At 60.1% G+C, this 19014-nt stretch carries 16 protein-coding genes and 2 pseudogenes; 8 read left to right on the plus strand and 10 right to left on the minus strand.

Annotated features, from left to right (window positions below; all coding sequences use genetic code 11):
• On the minus strand, positions 1 to 383 hold a 383-nt coding region (locus tag BF95_RS28555), incomplete at its 3' end, for a hypothetical protein (protein ID WP_235209482.1).
• A 121-nt stretch (positions 384 to 504) separates the two neighbouring features.
• Between BF95_RS28555 and BF95_RS00005 the strand changes: the two are divergent.
• From BF95_RS00005 to BF95_RS00010, 3 genes and pseudogenes are all read left to right on the plus strand, one after another.
• A pseudogene (locus tag BF95_RS00005) lies at positions 505 to 1533 on the plus strand (IS110 family transposase).
• A gap of 254 nt (positions 1534 to 1787) precedes the next feature.
• Positions 1788 to 2099: a trehalase family glycosidase gene (locus BF95_RS25940; RefSeq protein WP_081763967.1), complete on the plus strand. Its 312-nt coding sequence runs from the start codon at positions 1788 to 1790 to the stop codon at positions 2097 to 2099.
• A gap of 112 nt (positions 2100 to 2211) precedes the next feature.
• Positions 2212 to 2550 (plus strand): hypothetical protein, encoded by a 339-nt coding sequence (locus BF95_RS00010; RefSeq protein WP_043148748.1) that lies wholly within the window; start codon positions 2212 to 2214, stop codon positions 2548 to 2550.
• A gap of 160 nt (positions 2551 to 2710) precedes the next feature.
• On the opposite strand, the gene BF95_RS00015 is transcribed toward BF95_RS00010, so the two are convergent.
• From BF95_RS00015 to BF95_RS27165, 3 genes are read right to left on the minus strand one after another with little or no spacing between them, the layout of a single operon-like run.
• Entirely contained in the window at positions 2711 to 4060 is a 1350-nt protein-coding gene (locus BF95_RS00015; RefSeq protein ID WP_051519775.1) for an MFS transporter, read from the minus strand.
• Positions 4061 to 4119: 59 nt separating this feature from the next.
• Positions 4120 to 4620, minus strand: a complete 501-nt coding sequence (locus BF95_RS27160; RefSeq protein ID WP_152542498.1) for a hypothetical protein — start codon at positions 4618 to 4620, stop codon at positions 4120 to 4122.
• Positions 4617 to 5327, minus strand: coding sequence for a TetR/AcrR family transcriptional regulator (locus BF95_RS27165; protein ID WP_152542499.1), 711 nt, complete (start codon positions 5325 to 5327; stop codon positions 4617 to 4619). Before BF95_RS27165 ends, BF95_RS27160 begins: the two co-directional genes overlap by 4 nt.
• 148 nt (positions 5328 to 5475) lie before the next feature.
• Between BF95_RS27165 and BF95_RS30555 the strand changes: the two genes are divergently transcribed.
• From BF95_RS30555 to BF95_RS00035, 4 genes are all read left to right on the plus strand, one after another.
• Positions 5476 to 6402, plus strand: coding sequence for a TonB-dependent receptor plug domain-containing protein (locus BF95_RS30555; RefSeq protein WP_327195389.1), 927 nt, complete (start codon positions 5476 to 5478; stop codon positions 6400 to 6402).
• The gene (locus BF95_RS00025) at positions 6303 to 8036 is read left to right on the plus strand and encodes a TonB-dependent receptor (RefSeq protein ID WP_327195394.1); all 1734 of its coding nucleotides are present in this window, start codon (positions 6303 to 6305) and stop codon (positions 8034 to 8036) included. The genes BF95_RS30555 and BF95_RS00025 overlap by 100 nt, the downstream gene beginning before the upstream one ends.
• 14 nt (positions 8037 to 8050) lie before the next feature.
• On the plus strand, positions 8051 to 9112 hold the full coding sequence (locus BF95_RS00030) for a tyrosine-protein phosphatase (protein WP_043148752.1): 1062 nt from the start codon (positions 8051 to 8053) through the stop codon (positions 9110 to 9112).
• Positions 9113 to 9353: 241 nt separating this feature from the next.
• On the plus strand, positions 9354 to 10565 hold the full coding sequence (locus tag BF95_RS00035; protein WP_043148549.1) for a phospholipase A: 1212 nt from the start codon (positions 9354 to 9356) through the stop codon (positions 10563 to 10565).
• Positions 10566 to 10652: 87 nt separating this feature from the next.
• Here the strand turns inward: BF95_RS00035 and BF95_RS00040 are convergent, their stop codons facing one another.
• The 6 genes and pseudogenes from BF95_RS00040 to BF95_RS00065 form a co-directional block, all read right to left on the minus strand.
• A complete protein-coding gene (locus BF95_RS00040) occupies positions 10653 to 11594 on the minus strand; it encodes a glycoside hydrolase family 43 protein (protein ID WP_043148550.1) in 942 nt (313 codons plus the stop codon).
• Complete coding sequence (locus BF95_RS00045) at positions 11591 to 12802, minus strand: glycosyl hydrolase 53 family protein (protein WP_043148551.1); 1212 nt, start codon at positions 12800 to 12802, stop codon at positions 11591 to 11593. Before BF95_RS00045 ends, BF95_RS00040 begins: the two co-directional genes overlap by 4 nt.
• Positions 12799 to 15045: a beta-galactosidase gene (locus tag BF95_RS00050; protein ID WP_235209484.1), complete on the minus strand. Its 2247-nt coding sequence runs from the start codon at positions 15043 to 15045 to the stop codon at positions 12799 to 12801. Before BF95_RS00050 ends, BF95_RS00045 begins: the two co-directional genes overlap by 4 nt.
• Before the next feature lie 240 nt (positions 15046 to 15285).
• Positions 15286 to 16037 (minus strand): annotated as a pseudogene (kduD, locus tag BF95_RS00055) (2-dehydro-3-deoxy-D-gluconate 5-dehydrogenase KduD).
• Positions 16038 to 16133: 96 nt separating this feature from the next.
• Positions 16134 to 16973, minus strand: coding sequence for a 5-dehydro-4-deoxy-D-glucuronate isomerase (kduI, locus tag BF95_RS00060; protein WP_043148553.1), 840 nt, complete (start codon positions 16971 to 16973; stop codon positions 16134 to 16136).
• Between the two features lie 65 nt (positions 16974 to 17038).
• On the minus strand, positions 17039 to 18091 hold the full coding sequence (locus BF95_RS00065; RefSeq protein WP_043148554.1) for a LacI family DNA-binding transcriptional regulator: 1053 nt from the start codon (positions 18089 to 18091) through the stop codon (positions 17039 to 17041).
• Between the two features lie 130 nt (positions 18092 to 18221).
• On the opposite strand from BF95_RS00065, the gene BF95_RS00070 reads away from it, so the two are divergent.
• Positions 18222 to 19007, plus strand: coding sequence for a fumarylacetoacetate hydrolase family protein (locus BF95_RS00070; protein ID WP_043148555.1), 786 nt, complete (start codon positions 18222 to 18224; stop codon positions 19005 to 19007).
• The last annotated feature ends 7 nt before the right edge of the window (positions 19008 to 19014 follow it).

The raw sequence follows: 19014 nt of genomic DNA on the forward strand, positions 1-19014 counted from the left end.
GATAAGGCACCGTGTTTGACGCTCTCCACCAATTTGGTTCCAGCCGGGCTCACATTCATGTAATTGCTGGTCCCAACCTCTACGGCCATCGCCATGCCAGGTACCACCTGCAAAAGGGGATTTAACCGGCTAATGCCGGTGTCATCCTTGCTGACCTTGCGCCATCCAGCTTCCGAATCCGGTGGACTGATCTGGGCAAGCGTAAGGACAGGTGTTCCACTATCATTACTGATGACCAAAGCCTCAGCGTTACTGATAGGCGCTGGTGTCGAGTTTACCGCCTTGGTTCCCTTACTCGCGCGCGCAACTTCAGTATGCGTCCCGCATAGGAAAGCGATTTGCAAAAGGCAGGCGGCCAGAGGAGGCCATTCTGCGGCGCTCAAAAAACTGCGGGCACCCTCGGCAGCTGCTTGACGAGATGGGGTGGTTGCCGCCCTCCCCAGACGGCACTGAGATGTGCCAGGATAGTGGAATTAGGACCACTGAGCGGAAAGGACGGCAATCGTGTCAAAAGATACAATGATCGGCGTGGACTTGGCAAAGTCCGTGTTTCAGCTTCATGCAGCGTCAATGACAGGCGAACCCAAGTTTCGGAAAAAGCTCCGCGTTCAGCCTTCGCCGCATTTATGGCAGCGCAACCGTCGGCGGTGATCGTGATGGAAGCATGTGGCAGTGCGCATTATTGGGCCCGGGAAATGATCCGGCTTGGCCACGAGGTCAAACTTATCGCACCACACTATGTTAAGCCGTTCGTGAAGCGACAGAAAAATGATGCCGCTGACGCTGAAGCGATCGTAATTGCGGCTCAACGACCAGAGATGCGGTTTGTTGATCCAAAGTCGGAAGAGCAGCAAAGCAGGGCGATTCTATTTCGCGGAAGAGAACGGCTGGTTCATCAACGCACGGAACTGGTCAATGCCGTAAGGGCGGCGCTCTATGAATATGGTCATGTTGTCCCCCAAGGCATAAATCAGCTCTGCAGGATTGCGGACATTCTTGATGAGCTTAACAGCGATTTGCCCGTTTTGATGCGGGAGGAATGCCGAGATCTATTGGCACAGATCGCTGAGAAAACTGAGCGTATCAATATACGGACAAAGAAGATCAAAGCGCTGGCGGCTGAAACTGACGCGGCCAAGCGGCTACAGACGATTCCGGGAGTTGGCCCTTTAACAGCCTTAGCGGTCGAGGCCTTCGCYCCATCAATGGAGAGCTTCCGATGCGGGCGGGACTTCGCGGCCTGGCTCGGTCTTGTCCCGCGACAATTCTCCTCGGGCGGAAAGGAGCGCCTTGGACGTATTTCGAAAGCAGGTCAGGCTGATATCCGCAGACTGCTTATCATAGGTGCAATGTCCCGTCTGAATTGGATGGGTCGAAGATCGATTCCAGAAAATTCCTGCTCGCAGATATGCTTGCCAGGAAACCGAGAATGCTTGTGGCAATTGCCCTCGCCAACAAGATGGCCAGAACGATTTGGGCCTGATAAAAAATGGTAATGAATACAGAATTCCGGCGCAGGCAGCAGTTGCATGATCGGCATGCCAACAAGCTTACCTAACGTCGGATGATGGGGGGTGTGAGAAGGCGACGACCCGAATGGGCGAAATGAGCGAACAGATCTGGTTCGGGAAAACCAGTTACGAGGCGTGAGCATGCCAGCTCGAAAACGAGATTTGGACTCGAACCGCAGATCACCATACCGGCCAGCGGCTTCTGAAACGCCGCAACCAAAGGCCTGACAGAAGACCGCACTCGATCACTCGCTCTTCGGATCAGAAACTTCTTGCATCACGGGCGGCAACCACAGAAGCCTCGTAGAAACGGGAGAGCAATGGGATCGCCCCAATGGCTGGGCGCCCCTGCAATGGATCGCTGCTGATGGATTGTCGGGCTATGGTCACGAAGATCTGGCACGAAGGATTGCGAACGCCTGGATCACGACCGTAGAACGCGGCTATCAATCGAGCGGCAAGATTGTGGAGAAATATGACGTCGAGCAGATCCGGTCCGGCGGCGGTGGCGAGTATCCGCTTCAAGACGGCTTTGGGTGGACGAATGGTGTTACACGGGCAATGATCGCCCGATGGCCTCGGCCCTGACGGGTTGCCGGCGCTTGGGGACGGATGGTGCCATTTATTAATCTTCGTAGTGGGCATGGCAACGCGGTCCCTATATGCGGTTCATGCAAGATTAGTCCAAATAGGCAGGTGCATGGCCCGTAAACATTCAAAACAAGGTTCCTATGATAATGTATATCACGAGGATGAGCCTCCAGCGATAGTACCACCATGCTGGCTTTGTGGCCGACCGTCCGGCTCCACAATAGTCTGGCACCATCCCGTGCCCAAGAGCCGAGGCGGGCGTGATGTCGTGCCCATGCACTCGATTTGCCAACAGACGTTGATCGTCAATTTCACTAATTCCGAATTGCAGCGACACGGCATGGATGTGGAAGGCTTGCTGGCCAACCCTTCGGTTCGCAAATTCGTCGATTGGGTAGCGAACAAGGATCCGGATTTTACGGCGACGATAGCCAAAAAGCAGCGCTGATGACGCGTCGTTTCCGACTTTCGACCGGCTGGAGACGCTCAGATTTTGATTTGTAGAAATTGGCCGACAGCGGATTGCCATATGTCTTTAAGCAGCCATGATTGGATAGCTTCCGCTGGCCGGCTGTGAATGGCCAAAATGCCCTTGTGCCCGACAGGCGTCAGGCAAATTTCTTTGCAAGGGGCAACTGCCAGTTAGCAAATCTGCGTTCATGCATGACCAAAATCAGGAGCGCGATCGGCACCAAGATCGTCGCTGGCAAAGCATAGGCGAGGCGGACTGCGTCTGCCGACGCTATGCCTGTTGGGCTCGCCATGATTTTCATTAGCCACAAAGCGCCGCCGCCGCCCACGCCCATGGCGATTTTAAGCGTTACGCTGCTCATGCCATAATATATACCGCCCAGCCGTCCCATATCCTGTGCCTGCCCATCCACCAGATCGGCGACCATCGCGCGCAACAGCATATAGTCGACACCCCATCCGAGCGCGCGGATGGCAATGAAGGCGGCGAATATAACGGGTTGCCCTTCCGGGATGAGGAAGAGCAGCGGCGCGGTGAGCCCTTGCCAGCCATAGGCGATCATCAACGTCTGCTGTCGGCCGATCCGGGCACTCACCCGACTCCAGATCGGCAAAGTTGCCAGAGCGAGGACTGGCTGGACCAGCAACAATGCAGCACCCCATCTGTCCAGCCCCAATGTGTCCTCGGCCAAGAACAGGAAACTGCTAGCCGCCGCCGCGTCTATGATACCAGTCAACACATATAGCGCCAGAATCGCGCGCATGGACCGGGCGCGAAGGATCGACCCGAACAGCACCAGCAGGTTGCCTGCCTTTGACGGCACACTTACATCAGCGGGCTCCTTGAACAGCAGGATTACCGCGACCACGGTAATTGGTGCCAACAAAGCGATGGCCCAGCCGAGCACGGCCATCTGGCTGGCGCGGGGAATGGCGAAACCCCGTTCCATCAGCGCCATCACTACCAGCAGCCCGAGCGCGCCCAGCAATCCGAACCATACTTTGGCCCCCATGATGCGGGTGCGCTGATGCTTGTCGGTCGACAATTCCAACCCCCAACCGCCATGGGGCGTGATGATGAAGGAATAGCCCAGATGCAGCAGCAGGCTGGCCACTATGATATGCGTCAGTCCAGCTCCAGTGGGGGCCAGAAACAGCAGCAGCGCCCCCACCGGGACGAGAGCGGCCCCGAGCGCCATCCAGGGTTTACGCCTACCGAAGGGCGTGGGCACTGTGTCACTCATCCAGCCTATCAGCGGGTCCGCGATTGCGTCCAGCAGCCTGGCGCCCAACAAGATTGCGCCGACGACACCCAGGGCGATCCCTATATCCAAAGTCAGGAACCGGGGCAGGTAGGCACGCCATGCCATTTCAATCGCTTGGAAGAGCAGCACGGGCAACGAGAAGGCTGCAAGCCGGGCGCGGCTGATGCGCACGCCAACCGAATGGATAGGCGGGTCTATCCCCGAAGGACGGCCAATTCGCATAAGCGGCCGGTAAAGCGCGTCCGTGACAGCTTCGTGAAGCCGCCTGTAGCACACAGCATTTAGAGCAATGCCATCAGATCTTCCAGTTCCGCACGGATCGGCGCACGCGCCTCTTCCGCTGTCCAATCACCATAGTGGCGTGATAGCGATGACAGGAAGCCCGATAACAAGGCTGGTTCCAGATGCCCCTGCGAAGGCCGATTCGGTAGCAGCATCTGCAGCAGCGACCGGGACGTACTGCCGCGCAGATACCGCAGTTGAAGCCCGAATTGGTGCAGCGCGGGATCGCGCGCGACCGCTAGGTGCAGCGCGTCGATGCCACGACTGCCCGAATTTTCCGCCAAGAAATTAGCGATGCCGACGACTGTCTCCCGGCCTGACGGCAGAACCGACGTTTGTGCCCGTAAACGCGAAACGGCGTTGATGTAGAGGCCACCGTAACCGACCTGAACAAGCTCGGCCTTGGTACGGATCTTATGGGACACTGTGCCGAGCGTGAGGCCGGTACTGGCAGCCACAGCGCGATGGGTCAGCCCGCCGGGGCCGACCTCGGCTATCAAGCCGCCGCTGCGGCCACGATTTGGGCGGTGATGATGTCGTGATTTGGCTCGGTAGGTAGGGCGTCAAGCGCGGCTGCGCGGGCGAAATCGCGCCAGGGAGATTGCGGCACGGCATCGCCCATCAGCCATGCCCCAACCCCGCGGGCAAATTCATCGAGCCCGGCACGATCCACGGACCGACGCCAATTGAGCATGTGCAGGAAGGATTCATTTTCGAACAGGCGGTAGGCGACGCCTGCCCCGCGTTCCAATCCGAAGCACGCTGTTGCCGCCTGCCAGAAGTCGAGCCAGAGCCTTTCCCACTGCTGTTGAAGCGCGCGGCCCGATGGGTTGCGGGCGCGCAGCAATTGCCCCTCCCGCCACGCAAAGGCCAGGCAGCGCTCGCCACGTGCCCAATCGTCGATGCATGCAGCAAAGAAGGCAGGGAAGGCACGCGGGTCGCGCGGGATGTCCGCCAAATGTTCTATTCGCTCGTTGCACCATTGGCTTGTCAGCCCGATGACATGCTCTTGGGCCAGTGCCAACAACTGTTCCAGAGACCCAAAATGATGATAGATTGACGAGGAGGGAGAAGAGGCAAGGGTGGAGAGCTGACGTGCGGAAATCCCTTCATATCCACATCGTTCCCATTGCTCGATTACTGCTTCTATCAGTCTGTGATTAGACGTTTTTTTCTCATTTCCAGGCATGTTTATCCGGTCGGTCATTTGGCGTTGGAAACTGAAGCATAGCAAGAGCTGGCGTTGCGAGCGAGCTACAGGTGGTCCACTGCCGCGTTTTGATAACACAGACGAACGTCACAATAGATACATACAATCGTTCTAGTCGATCGCCACGCCATCTGGGGGATCGATCATGAAACTGCCTTGCAACCTGCTATTATGCACCACTGCTTTGTGTGGCCTAATCGCTTTTGTTCCATCCGCCCTCGCTGCGCAGGACGCGGCGCCGATAGCCGAAGCGGCGGACGAAGAAGGCACGATTATCGTTACGGGATCGATCCTGTCGGCGCAGCAGGATTCGATCGCGCTCAAGCGCGCCGCCGTGAACCTGTCCGACGTCGCCGCGTCGGATGCGGTGGGGCGCTTCCCTGATCAGAACGCGGCTGCCGCCCTGTCGCGCTTGCCCGCCGTCGCCGTTCAGCGCGACCAGGGCCAGGAACGTTATATCCAAGTGCGCGGTGCACCCAATCGCTGGACGTCGGTGAGCATCGACGGCATCCCGATGGTGGGCGTGGACGAAGGCGGCGACACCCGCGCCTTCCGCTTCGATGCCATCCCGGCCGTTCTGCTGTCGCAGATGGTCATCAACAAATCGCTGACCAGCGACCTTCAGGCTGACGCGATCGTCGCCACTATTGATCTACGCACCTATTCGCCCATGGATCGCAAAGGGCTGCATGTGACTGGTGATGCGGGCTATGGCTTCATGGATCTGGGCAAGGGCGAGCAGCGGCAGGCATCGATGCGCCTATCTTGGTCGAACGATGTGTTCGGGGTCGTGGTCGGCGGGTCGCACTATCGCCGCAAGCAATTGACCGACAATCGCGAAGTTGGTGCCTATGACGCCAACGGGCCCACTGAGTTCGACATTCGGCAATATGAGATCGAACGCTGGAACAACGGCTTGTTTGCAGGCGTCGAATATAGCCAGAAGAAGGCCAGCGCCTTTATGCCAAGGCGATTTTCTCCGAATTCAATGATAATGAGCAGCGTAACCAATATGAGTTCCGGCTGGATCGCGCCACCGGCGGCACCCGTGCACAGGATAGCGGCATGCTGACCGGCGTGCCGCTACGCGGCAGCTTTAACTTCGGCGAGTATCGCAACCGCAACTATATTGCTACCGTTGGCGGTGACTATGCGACCGACGATGGCCTCAACGCATCCTTTAAGTTCAATTATACCCGAACCGATAACAGCACCTTCCTGCCGCTTATCCAGTCATCGACCAGCGGTGCGAACAATCTGTCGCTCAGCTATGACAACAGCGATCCCAACTTTCCTATCGTCACTATCGACGGCCCATTCAATCAGGCGAGCCTGTCGACCAGCGGCGCTTATCTGATCGCAGCGCGGCAGAAGACGGTGTCCAACAGCTATACGGCCAAGTTCGACCTGTCCAAGGAGATGGGCGATCTGACCCTCTCGGCTGGCGGACTCTATGCCGATCGCGATATTGCGGGCAATAATTTCTCAACCGCGAACCTCGCCTATCTCGGGGCCATGGGCGCTGCGGTCGGTCAGCCCTTCAACGTCAACAGCTATGTGACAGACCGGCCATGGGACACGGGATTCCCGCTCGGCGTCCCGCTCAACTATGTCGACAATGTCGCGATGCGCGACGATGCTTTGAGCCTGCTCGACCGGTTGACGGCTGCGGGTCTCTACAACCCCGCGCTCGATATCCCCGATAGTGACCGCTACACCCAGCGCGAACGGACCTTGGCTGCCTATGTCATGGGCAAGGTCGAAAGCGGCGCGCTGACCGCGGTCGGCGGTGTGCGGATGGAACGCTATCTGATGGATAATCGCGGGACCGTCGTTGCCGGCGGCGTCGGTACGCCGCTGACCTACACGTCCAGCAAGACAGACTTCTTCCCCAGCCTCAACATCAAATATGCCGCGACCGACAATCTGGTCCTGCGGCTGGCCGGACAACGCGGCGTTTCGCGCCCCGCTTATGGCGCGATCCGCGTCGGAGCTGCCATCAACGACACCAACAGTCCCGGCACGATCGGCGGCGGCAACCCCGCCCTGCGGCCCGAATATACTTGGGGGACGGACGCCAGCATCGAATATTATCTGCCTGGCAACGGCATGGTGTCCATCGCGGCCTTCCATCGCTGGGTGGAAGACGTCCTGTACCAAAGCCAGGCGCCGGTCGGCAGCGATTTCTATGACTTTGGCGGCGTGGACCGGTCGGCCTATCTGCTGAGCGGCACCTATAATGGGGAAAAGGGCAAGCTCTACGGCGTCGAATTCAATCTGCTCAAACAGTTCGACTTCCTGCCCGGCGCGCTCGACGGCTTCGGCTTCCAAGGCAACGTTACCCTGCTGGATGGCAGCTTCGATACACCCACGCAGCAGAATATCGCTTTTCAGGGCATGTCCAAGCGCATCGCCAATGCGTCGCTCTTCTACGAGAAATACGGTATCTCGGCGCGTGTCAGTTATCAGTGGCGGTCCAACTGGCTCGATACATTGGGTGGCTTTGGCAGCGGCGAATATCGCAAGGGCTATGAAAATCTCGACGTGTCGCTGCGCTATGAACTCACAGAAAATCTGACTCTGTTCGCGGATCTCGCGAACCTGACCGACGAAACCTATATCGCCTATCAGGGCACGACCGCGACGCCGACCGAAGTCGAGCAGATCGGGTCGCGCTATCTGTTCGGCGTTCGCTTCAGCTTTTGACGGAGACCGAACCGATGCGCATTACCCTTGTCACCGCGCTGCTCCTGGCAGCTTCGGTCGCCACCCCCGCCATTGGACGCGAAGCGGCGACGCTTATACGTTCCGATGCGGCCACCGTCCTGCTGGATCGCGGCGACATCAATCCCGTGGCAATCTGGATCAGCCAGGACAGTGCCATCGATGCCGACGACCAGCGCGTCGCCGCGGACAAGATCAAGGCGGCAGGCAAGGATGGCAAGATCACACTGCCTATTCCGGCCGATGAGCGCCGTTACGTCCTGCTTCAGGACGGCAGGGGTGACGTAACCGTGGTGGCCGAGCGGGTTCTTCCGCTGGAGCAAGGTAGCAACTTCCGCGACATTGGCGGCTATGTCACCAAAGATGGCCGTACCGTGCGCTGGGGCAAGGCATTTCGCTCCGGCGCAATGCCGCTGCTGAGCGAAGCCGATTACAGCCTGATCGATCAGCTCGGCGTTGGATCGGTGGTCGATCTGCGGTCGCTGGAGGAACGGGAGGTCGCGCCCGACCTGGTGGATGACCGCACGGGCGCGCTGTTCATTTCCAATGATTATTCGCTCAAGCCCTTGATGGCCAATTTCGGCAAGGGTAATGGCGAAAATGTCTATCAGGGCATGGAAAAACTGCTTATCCCGCAGTTGCGCGCCTTGTACCAACGGATCAACGCCGATGAAGGCGCGGTGATCTACCATTGTTCGGCGGGGCAGGACCGCACCGGCATCGCGACTGCCTTGCTCTATGACATGCTGGGGGTGGATCGGGAGACAATCCTCAAAGACTATCATATGTCGACCGCGCTGCGTCGCCCGCAATGGGAAATGCCCAAAGTCGATCCCGCAGACTATCCCAACAATCCCATCTTGAAATATTATTTCTCGAAGGATGAGACGCAGCGCACGATCGCCGAACCGCTCTACACACCAAGTGGCGCCTCGCATTTGGCCCAATTTTTCACCTATATCGATAGCCAATATGGCGGTTCGGAAGGGTTTATGAAAAAGGCGCTGCTGTTGACCGACGCAGATGTCGGCACGCTGCGTGCGACTATGCTGCGATAGCCCGCCAATTGGGATATTCGAAAGATACCCGTTCGTTATCTGTCGCTTAGCGATCGACGGCCCGGTTCCTATATTTTGACAAGAAGGCCGTTCCGCACTCGACCACTTCCGCCACAAGAACATGAGGATTTTTGGGCCTGACGCCGGGCGGGGCTGGTATCACAACAGCACAAATATGTCGTCTGATCCGGCAAATCGGGTAAGGGAGGCTCTCGCACCCGTTTCGGCAGAAGATATCTTTATGAAGATCGACCCCACTTTCCTGCTGGCCGCTATTTTGGCTGCAGCCTCGCCCGGAACGGCCCTCGCGGCGAATGGCATCGAAATGCTGATTGGCCATGTGGAAGCACAAGCCACCGGCGGGGCAGTGGTCGATATTCACCTGCTCAATACCGGCATGGTAACGACGCAGGCAGATGTAGCTGATATGGTGGAAGCCAGGCTCGAACGGCCGAGCGCGCTGGGTACCGGGCGTACCGTTACGCTGCGGCGCGCGCCTGCCACCCCAGCAACGTTTAGCATCGCACCGGGCATGTTCGCCACCGCCCGTTATCGGCTGGAGTCGGACGCATTTCAGGATGGCGCGTTGCTCTCGATCCCTAGTTGGAGCGGCCAGGCGGTGACGCTGTTCGCCGCGCCTGGTCCCATCCGAGCCACTGCTTCCGCACTAGACGCTGCGCCTGCCGACACGTCAATACCCGTCACCCCCTCACCCAGCGACCGCACTGTGGGCAACGCCTTCCTTGAAAATCTGAGTGCCTATCAGCCGATCTACGCCGTCTATGGTCCCGGCACTAATAGCGAGGCGCGTATCCAGTTGAGCTTCAAATATCAGCTGTTCGGCAGCGAGGCGCGCGAAGACCGACCGGCGCTGGGCGATGGTTTCTACTTCGCCTATACACAACGTATGTTCTGGGATCTGGGCGCGGATTCCTCACCATTCCGCAATATCGATTTCCAACCGGAACTTTTTTACACCACGCCGCCTAAGGCGCTGTCGGACACGGCGACGCTCGCTGGGCAAATCGGCCTACGCCACGAATCCAATGGACGCGACGGTGATTTGTCACGCAGCCTCAATACCATCTATGTCGGGCCGATGGCGGCATTTTCGCTAGGCAATGAAACTCGCCTGACCGTGGCGCCGCGCGCATGGATCTATGCTGGCGACCTGTCTGACAATGCCGACATCCGCCGCTATCGGGGCAATAGCGGCCTCACCGTCGAAATTGGCCAAGACGACGGCCTACGCCTCTCCGCTTCCAGCCGTATAAACTTCAGCAGCGGCAAAGGATCAATCGCAGCCGACCTGTCCTACCCGTTGCGTGGCATTCTGGGCGGCGGCCCGGACTTCTATCTCTTTGGACAAAGCTTTGTCGGCTATGGCGAGAATCTGCTGGACTACAATCGACGCACCACTCGCCTGCGCATCGGCGTGGCACTGGTGCGGTAAGACATGGGTGCGACTGTTCGCAGGCTTTCTAGGCAATCGGCGATGTCGCCAGCGATGCAGGTAATTTCAAATCTCCGCTGCAGTGCCTCAAGCTTTGATCGCATCTATAAGGTGGTTGGGCACCCGCAGCAGCGACCCGTGCCGGGCACCGGGCGGGAGGGTCAGGCGGTCGCTGACATCCTGCCATGTCACCATGTCGCGCGTCATCACAGCGCCCCAGCGACCTTCCTTGTAGATGTCGTAATAGCATAGAACCGCATCGCCAACGCGCGCGGTCATGGGTCCTTCGACCCAAGAGGGCGAGAAAGGAGCGGAGAGCGGGCCGAACGGACCGGAGGGGCTTTGCGCTGGTGCGCTGCGTAGCCATTTGCGCGGCGGGGTAACCGTCTCGTCCTTGACGATCAGGTGCAGGCTGCCGTCGGGGGCGTAGGCAAAGCTGCCGTCGATCACGCTGAAACCAGGATCATAGAGCGGCTGGGGCTCGGAAAAGGTTACGAAATCGCGCGTGGTGGTGGACCAGAGGCGGTGATTATAACCCGATTCAGAGGTGCCTGCCGTTTCCATGTAGCGGCCGACGACCGTGCTGGACCAGAAGAGCAGCCAGTGGCGGGCGCGGGGGTCGTAAACGGCTTCGGGCGCCCAGCAATTGCGTGTGCCCGCAATGGTGGCCATAACGGGGATCGCCCTTTGGGGCGACCAGCGGATGAGATCGGTGCTGGTGGCATGGCCGATGGTCACGCCCTCCCAAGCCGTGGTCCATAGCAGGTGATAGGTATCGTTGTCATGAAACAGGAAGGGGTCACGCATCAGCTTCTTTTCGCCCACCTGCGGCACGAGCAGGCTGCGACCGCCCGCCAACGTGCAGAAGGTGAAGCCGTCGTCGCTGGTGGCGAGTTTCAGGCCATCCGCTTCGCCCTTGCCAGTGGTGAAATAGGCAAATAGGAGAGGGGTTGCGGCAGAGACCGCGCGCGTGGCGCAGGCGGTGAGCGCCAACGCCCCTGCGCCCAGCGCGAAATCGCGCCGGTTCACGGTCGATAATCCTTTGCCATCTGACCATAAAGATCAAGCAACGGATTGGCGATATAGTCGCCCCCTAGGCCCATTGGGCCTGTCGGTTCGGGCTTGGGTGCTGGCGCAGCGGTAGCAAGGCCGCCGGGGGCTTCGGCGCTGTTGATGCCCTGGCTCAACAGGTCGGGCTTGGCACCTTCGCCCGCATTCTTGCCGTTGCGGTCGAAAATCGCTTCCTGATGCCGGGTGGGTTCCCAGATGAACGTGCCCCAGCCGCGCTTGTCGGGCAGGGCGTGGACCAGATCGTTGATATAGCGTTTGCGACTGGAATATTCGGCAACGAGCAGCCCCTTGCCCGGATAACGTTTGAGGAATTGGTTGAAGCTGTTGGCCCAGTCGCCCTGGGCCAGTTGCTGATAGGCGGAAAAGCCGATCACGTCGAAATCGACATTGCGCGCAACCAGCGCGTCGGTCCATTCGCGCACGATCCCCCAATGCCGCCCCAAATGATTGTGCAATTGGATGGCGATGTCGGGTTCGGCGCGGCGCGCGCCCGCTATGCCTGCGCGCAGCAAAGCTGCAAAAGCGTCGAAGCCCCCGACTTGGCCAACCTTGGCATGATTGGCGTCGGTGACAGGGTTGCCGGTGGGGGTGGACAGCTTCACCCGGCCGTGGGGCCACAATATACCGAAGGTGGTTTCGTTGCCGATCACTGCCATATCGACCGGCGCGCCGCCGGCGCGCATCGCGACGAGCGTGTCATGGGTGTGGGCGTCCATGGCTTTGGCAAGCGCAGGCAGATCATACCCCGCCCATGCGGCGGGAACGCCTTGATGCTCCGGATCGGCCCAGGTGTCGCTATAATGGAAGGAGAGGACGAGATAGAGGCCGGCGTCGCGGATGCGGCGGCCAAGTTTCACGGTTTGCGCAAGGCCCGCCCAGGCTTTGTCGGGTTCGCGCTTCGAATAGCCCTTGACGGGATCGACGAAGATGCGCAGCCGGATGGCGTTGAAGCCCGCATCGCGCAGCAGCAAGATTGGGTCTTTCTGCTCGTCCTGCACGAAATAGCGCGCGCCTGCCGCTTCATCCTCCGGGATCCAGCTTATATCTGCGCCAATAAGGAACGGGCCGGGCCGGGCGCCAGTCTTTCTAGGTGCCGCCAGCGCAGGGGTAGCAAGCAGCGGCAGCGTTGCGAGGCCAAGCGTGGCACGGCGGGTAAGGGCAGTCATGCGCGGATCTCCAACTGATATTCGGGGACGAGGCGGATTGAGAGCAGCTGTGCGACTTGGTCCTGCTTGGGCAGCTTCGCGCGGGCGCTGCTATCCAGATAGATGGGCGCGTCAGCACGCAGCGGCAGGATCGTTAGCGTCCAGGGCTTGCCCAGGCGATGGGCGAAGCGTTTGAGACCGATGCGCCAGACGCGGCCGTCCCAATAGGCGTCGTCCAGCATATCGGTGCCATCGAACAGGCGACCGATGTCACCGCGCCAGTTGAGTTCGAGGAAGGCGTCACCGGTCGCCAGAGCCTCTTTGGGCGGGGTAAAGGTGAAAGCGGCGGCGGTGCGGTGGGCTTCGGGTAGAGGCTGCATCGCGGCGTTGGCGGGGCCGCCGATGGCGATCGGGGGCGCTTCACCTGGTACGCGGCTTTGCGTGAAGCGGATCGTGCGGGGCGCTGGGCCTTTGACTGTAACTTCGCCCTTGCGGCCGGGGATGATATGGTAGTGGAAAGTCGCATCGCCGCGCTGGCGCAGGATCAGCCTGTCCGGCGTGAAGAGGCTTTCGGCCTTTGTCAGGATCAGGCGGCGTTGACCCGACAGGTCGCCCAGCCACAGATCGCGGCCTGAAGCCTGATCGAGCAGCAGGAGCCGGACGCGGTGACCATCGCGGCTGGTGACGGTCAATAGTCGGTCAGGCGAGGGCGGAACATGGGCGATGATGCGGCCAGATTCTGCCTGCGAAGGAGCGGAAAGCTGCGTGCCGGACGGAAAGGCGAGTTCGACCGTGCCTGGCGCAGTGGCGATCAGGACATGGATCGGTCCCTCGGCATCGGTCAGGCGGGTGACCGGCTGAGCGGTGGCCCAACTGAGCATGACGCCGTCCAGGTCCATGCCGATGGGCCAGAAAAAGCTGTCGCCGGTTGCGATGGTGACGGGGCGGGATGGCAGGGTGACCGGGCCGCTCGCCAGTTGCACGGTGAACTGCATCCCCCGATGGATGGGCGTGGCATATTGGCGGACATGATTGTTGACGAAGAGGAAGGCGCTGTCGCCTTTGGCGCGAACCGACCAGCGTAGTGTCTGGAGGTCATCCTTGTCCCTGGGCAGCCGAGCCGGGGCATGAACGGTCATCGGGGCGAGGCGGTCCCCATATGCGGCGAGGAAATAATGGAGCGGTCGCAGCGCGGCATTGACCGGGTTCACCTCGCCATATTGGCCGAGCGGTGCCTGGAAATCATAGCCGATGATCGGACAGTCATTATAGCCGCCCGACCGCTGGGTTTCCTCCAAGGTACGACTATGAGCGAGCGGGTTCGCGCCGCCATGGAACATATAATAGCCCAGTAGATTGACGCCCGACCCGACCTGCGTGGTGACCGCGGCAGCGACATCCTTGGGGTCGAGCAGCGGGCGACGGCGGTACATGACCGGCACGCCGCCGCCATATTCCGCGCCCAGGAAGGGCGTATCCGCCATGTCGCTATCGGCGTCGCCGCGACGGTTGTTGCGGGTCTGCGCACCCAGATCGCCGCTGACCCGGCTGTCGAAACGGAAAAGATAGTTTTCCTTGGGCGGCAACGCCGTGGTCTTGGCTGACCAGGGTTCGTCGGGATAGCCGCCATGGACGGGCACGACTTCGCCCTTGGGATAGAGCGTCTGGTCCCAACCGGTGACGGTATAGAGCGGCACGTCATAGCCAATTGTCTGCGCGAGGGCTTTGAGCGTCGCGATATGGGCGCGGCCCTGGCCCGGACCATCGAGATTAAATTCATTCTCGATCTGCATGCCGACGATCGGCCCGCCGTCTTTCCAAAGCTGCCCTTTTACCTGGTCATGAAGGCTGCGCCAGAACCGTTCGACCTCTGCCAGATAGGCAGGATCGTTGCTGCGCGGGCGCGTGCCTGCGACGATCCAGTCGGGAATGCCGCCAAAGCGAGCCTCGGCATGGCCCCAGGGGCCGGGGCGTAGGAAGAAGAGCAGGCCATTATCCTGGCAGAGCTGGACAAAGCGGCGGATGTCGCGGTCGCCGGTCCAGTCGATCTTGCCCGGCTCCAGTTCGATATGGTTCCACAATATGTAACTGGCGACGATGGTGATGCCCGCCGCCTTCATCTTGCGCAATTCCTCTTCCCAATAGCGCGCCGGGAAGCGAGTGAAGTGGAATTCGCCCATGACCGGAAGCCAGGGTTGACCGTCGCGAGTGAGGGTCAGGTTGGTGATGCCGATCGTGCCGTTGGGACCGCTGCCGGTGCCCATGCGCAGATGGCCGTTCTTGAGCGGTAGTCCAGGCTTGGTAGCGTCGAGCCCAAGGGGCGCTTGCGCAAAGGCGGGGGGTGGGGAGGGCGGCGCCCAATGTGGCAAGGCCAGTGACGGTAAGCGCAGTACGCCTGTCGATATTGGGCATCCATCCTCCTTTGGTGTGGGGGAGGGTTATCCCTCCTCTATGTGATAGCCTGTTCGCCCTGAGCCGAGCGGGTAGTGGTGGGTGTCAGTCGATCATCGCGCGAGCATCCGCTCGACGGCGAGGGTATGGCCTGGATATAGGTCGCCGCGCTGGAAGCGAGGAACACGGCTGCGCCGCCAATGTCGCTGGCCTCGCCCCAGCGGCCGGCCGGGATGCGTTCCTGGATCTGGCGGTTGCGGGTCTCGTCGGCCTGCAGCGCGGCGGTGTTGTTGGTGGCGATATAGCCTGGCGCAATGGCGTTGACGTTGACGCCCTTCGCCGCCCATTCATTGGCCAGCAGTTTGGTCAGGCCAGCAACCCCGCTCTTGGACGCGGTATAGCTTGGCACGCGGATGCCGCCCTGGAAGGACAGCAATGAGGCGATGTTGATGATCTTGCCCGCGCCCTGGCCGATCATATGCCGTCCCGCCGCCTGACAAAGAAAGAACAGCACTTTGAGATTGGTGTCGATCACCGCGTCCCAATCCGCTTCGGTAAAGTCCACGCTGTCGGCGCGGCGGATGATCCCGGCATTGTTGACGAGGATGTGCAGACCGCCGAGCTTTTCCAGCGTCTCGTCCACCACGCGCTGGACCGGGGCGATGGTCGAAAGGTCGGCGGATATGATCTCCGCGCGACGCCCAAGCGCGCGAACCTTTTCGACGGTTTCCTGTGCCGGGGTGCGGCCCACGGCGGCGATGTCAGCACCGGCAGCGGCCAACGACAGGGCGATCGCCTGGCCAATGCCGGTATTCGCGCCGGTGACGATGGCGACTTTGCCGGTGAGATCAAAGGGGTTGGTCACAATAATTCCGTTCGTTTCGAGCGAAGTCGAGAAACCAGCCGGGCGCTGTGCGAGCGTGTCTCGACTGCTCGACACGAACGGCTCTCTCACTTTGCGTTATGCGAGCTGGCAGATATCCAGCACGTTCATGTCGGTATAATCCTGGTTCTCACCCGCCATCGCCCAGATGAAGGCATAGGCCTTGGTGCCGCTGCCCATATGGATCGACCAGGGCGGCGAGATCACCGCTTCCTCATTGCCCATGACGATATGCCGCATCGCATCGCCTTCGCCCATATAGTGGAAGACGCGATCCGACGGCCCATCCAGTTCGAAGTAGAAGTAAATCTCGCTGCGACGCTCATGAATGTGCGGGGGCATGGTGTTCCACACCGAGCCGGGCTTGAGCACGGTAAGCCCCATGACCAACTGCGCGCTGTCACAGATGCCGGGGATGACGAGCTGGAAGATGGTGCGCTCGTTGGATTCTTCGAGGGAGCCGCGTTCGAGCGCATTGGCGTCGGCGATGCCAAGCTTGCGGGTGGCAAACCCCTTATGTGCCGGACAGGAGGCGAGATAGAAGCGCGCGCCTGCGCCTGCGAACTGCACATCCTTCGCGCCCATGGTGACATAGAGGCAATCCTTGTTGCCCAGCGTGAAGCTCTCGCCATCGACGGTGACGGTGCCTTCGACATTCGACACGTTCACGACCGCCATTTCGCGGCGTTCGAGGAAGGGATGCCCCGCCGCCGAAGCGGGCTCGGTCTGCGCAGGCAGCGCGACCGGCGTATCGACCACCGCAACGCCACCGATCACGAAGCGGTCGGCATGGGTATAGTTCAACACGCATTCGCCATCGCGGAACAGCCCGCCGATCAAATAGCGATCACGCAATTCCTCGTTCGATACGCATTCCATCATGTCAGGGTGCGTCGCATAATAGGTCTTCTCGAACATGATCGGCCCTCTTCCTTACACTGATTGCGGCATCGCGAGACACCGGTGTCATTGATAATCGTCTATCAGGATGCGGCGGGCGGTGCAACCGATGCGCGACGGATCAAGGTCGAACTGAACATTGAGGGCTCATTCACTTCAGAACCCTCGCCGATCGCGGTGCCAATCAACTTGAGCGCAGCCGCGCGGCCCATGGCAACAATAGGCCAGCGCACGGTGCTGAGCGGCGGCCAAACACGCGTGGTCAGAGGCGTATCGTCGAAGCCGATGATCGACAATTCCTCCGGCACCGCGATACCTCGCTGGCGCGCGGCATAGAGAACGCCCGCCGCCATTTCATCATTGCTGGCAAAGATCGCGGTGGGTCTTGGCGACAGATCGAACAAGCTTTCAGATGCCGACTGCCCCGATTCAAACGTATATTGTCCATCCGCAATCAGGCTACGCGGCAGGCTGATGCCCGCCTCCGCAAGCGCCAGTTCAAAACCCTCTCGCCGTTCCTTCGCCGATCGAAACCCGTGCGGCCCGGCGATCAGTCCGATCCGCCGATGCCCCTGCGCTATCAGATAGCGTACCGCCTCTGCTACCGCTTCCCGGTCGTTCGACGCTACCATATGCTCCGGGTCGTCCAGTACGGCGGACCCCATGCGAACATAGCGACAGCCTTCCTCATCCAGCATCCGCGCCAGCGCATCATTTTCCGACATGGGCGGCAGGATGACGACGCCGAACAAGCGCTGGCGCGACACGAATCCGCGAATATCGTCCATCACTTGGTTGGATCCGCGATCAACCGGGCGAATCACCAGTTCGAACTCCGTACCATGCAAAGCCTCCAATACGCCGCGCTGCATCGACAGGATCATCTGCGCATTGGGGTTGTCATAGACTAGCCCGATCAGGAAGTTGCGTCCCAGCGCCAAGGCACGCGCTTGCGGATTGGGCACATAGCCGGTTTCGCGAATGATTGCCTCGACCTTGTCGCGCGTTTCCCGATTGAGCAACGGCGAGCGATTGATGACGCGACTGACCGTCTTTTTCGACACCCCCGCCATGCTCGCTATGTCGTTGATCGTTAGCTTGGCCGTTTGGCCCTCATCCTGATTCTGCTTCGCCATACGGCCTTATAATCAAGTTTTCTGCTCCCGCCAGCACGCTCCACTGCGATCCAGCTTGTTAATGACACCGGTTTCCTATACCGCTTCGCCTAGACAGGATGAAGAGGATTTCTGCGTGAGTGTAAGCAGCATGGCACAAACAATTGCCGCCCACTTTCTAGCAACACGCAAGGCAGCGACCGGCTTTGGCGACTATCCCGGCACCGCCCCGGCAACCCTAGATGAGGCCTATGTCATCCAGGATGCGGCGTTGGCCCAGGTGCCGGATGCGATCGCCGGCTGGAAAGTGGGCCGGATACTGCCGCCGCTATCCGAGAAATATGGGTGCGACCGGCTCGCCGGCCCTATATTCGCCCCGACCGTCTTTACGGCGACCAACCAATCCAAAGGCTTGGTCTTCTCCAATGGCTTCGGCGCGGTCGAGGCCGAATATCTGTTCCGTATCGGCACCGTGCCCCGTTCGGATCAAACAAACTTCACGCTGGAAGAAGCTGCCGCTCATATCGATGCCGTCCATATCGGCATAGAAATCGCTAGTTCCCCCTTTGCTGGGATCAACGAAATGGGCCCTGCGGTAACGGTATCGGATTTCGGCAATAATAATGGGCTGCTAATTGGCCCTGCGATACCTAACTGGCGCAGCGGCACCTATGCCAATCAGTCTGTCACAACGCGAATTGACGGCGAGGAGGTCGGCACCGGGACGGCCGCAGCGTTCAGTCGGGGCGCGATCGGATCGGTGAGTTTCTTGCTGGAAAATCTGATTGCGCGCGGGATAGCAATTCAGGCGGGATGGTGGATTTCAACCGGAGCGGTGACAGGCGTCCATCCGGTTCGTCCGGGGCAAAAGGTGGAAACCGATTTTGGTCCATTGGGCACACTCCACTGCACGATAGAGGCCCAGCCGCCACGCTGAACGTCTG

It is taken from the genome of Sphingobium sp. Ant17 (assembly GCF_000588875.1).
Lineage (GTDB): Bacteria > Pseudomonadota > Alphaproteobacteria > Sphingomonadales > Sphingomonadaceae > Sphingobium.

What these genes read in the sequence shown, in the direction of transcription:
- BF95_RS00010 (WP_043148748.1), top strand. Translation starts at nt 2,212, where the DNA reads ATGGCCCGTAAACATTCAAAACAAGGTTCCTATGATAATGTATATCAC.
- BF95_RS00015 (WP_051519775.1), bottom strand. Translation starts at nt 4,060, where the DNA reads ATGCGAATTGGCCGTCCTTCGGGGATAGACCCGCCTATCCATTCGGTT.
- BF95_RS27165 (WP_152542499.1), bottom strand. Translation starts at nt 5,327, where the DNA reads ATGACCGACCGGATAAACATGCCTGGAAATGAGAAAAAAACGTCTAAT.
- BF95_RS30555 (WP_327195389.1), top strand. Translation starts at nt 5,476, where the DNA reads ATGAAACTGCCTTGCAACCTGCTATTATGCACCACTGCTTTGTGTGGC.
- BF95_RS00030 (WP_043148752.1), top strand. Translation starts at nt 8,051, where the DNA reads ATGCGCATTACCCTTGTCACCGCGCTGCTCCTGGCAGCTTCGGTCGCC.
- BF95_RS00035 (WP_043148549.1), top strand. Translation starts at nt 9,354, where the DNA reads ATGAAGATCGACCCCACTTTCCTGCTGGCCGCTATTTTGGCTGCAGCC.
- BF95_RS00045 (WP_043148551.1), bottom strand. Translation starts at nt 12,802, where the DNA reads ATGACTGCCCTTACCCGCCGTGCCACGCTTGGCCTCGCAACGCTGCCG.
- BF95_RS00050 (WP_235209484.1), bottom strand. Translation starts at nt 15,045, where the DNA reads ATGGGCACCGGCAGCGGTCCCAACGGCACGATCGGCATCACCAACCTG.
- kduI (WP_043148553.1), bottom strand. Translation starts at nt 16,973, where the DNA reads ATGTTCGAGAAGACCTATTATGCGACGCACCCTGACATGATGGAATGC.
- BF95_RS00065 (WP_043148554.1), bottom strand. Translation starts at nt 18,091, where the DNA reads ATGGCGAAGCAGAATCAGGATGAGGGCCAAACGGCCAAGCTAACGATC.
- BF95_RS00070 (WP_043148555.1), top strand. Translation starts at nt 18,222, where the DNA reads ATGGCACAAACAATTGCCGCCCACTTTCTAGCAACACGCAAGGCAGCG.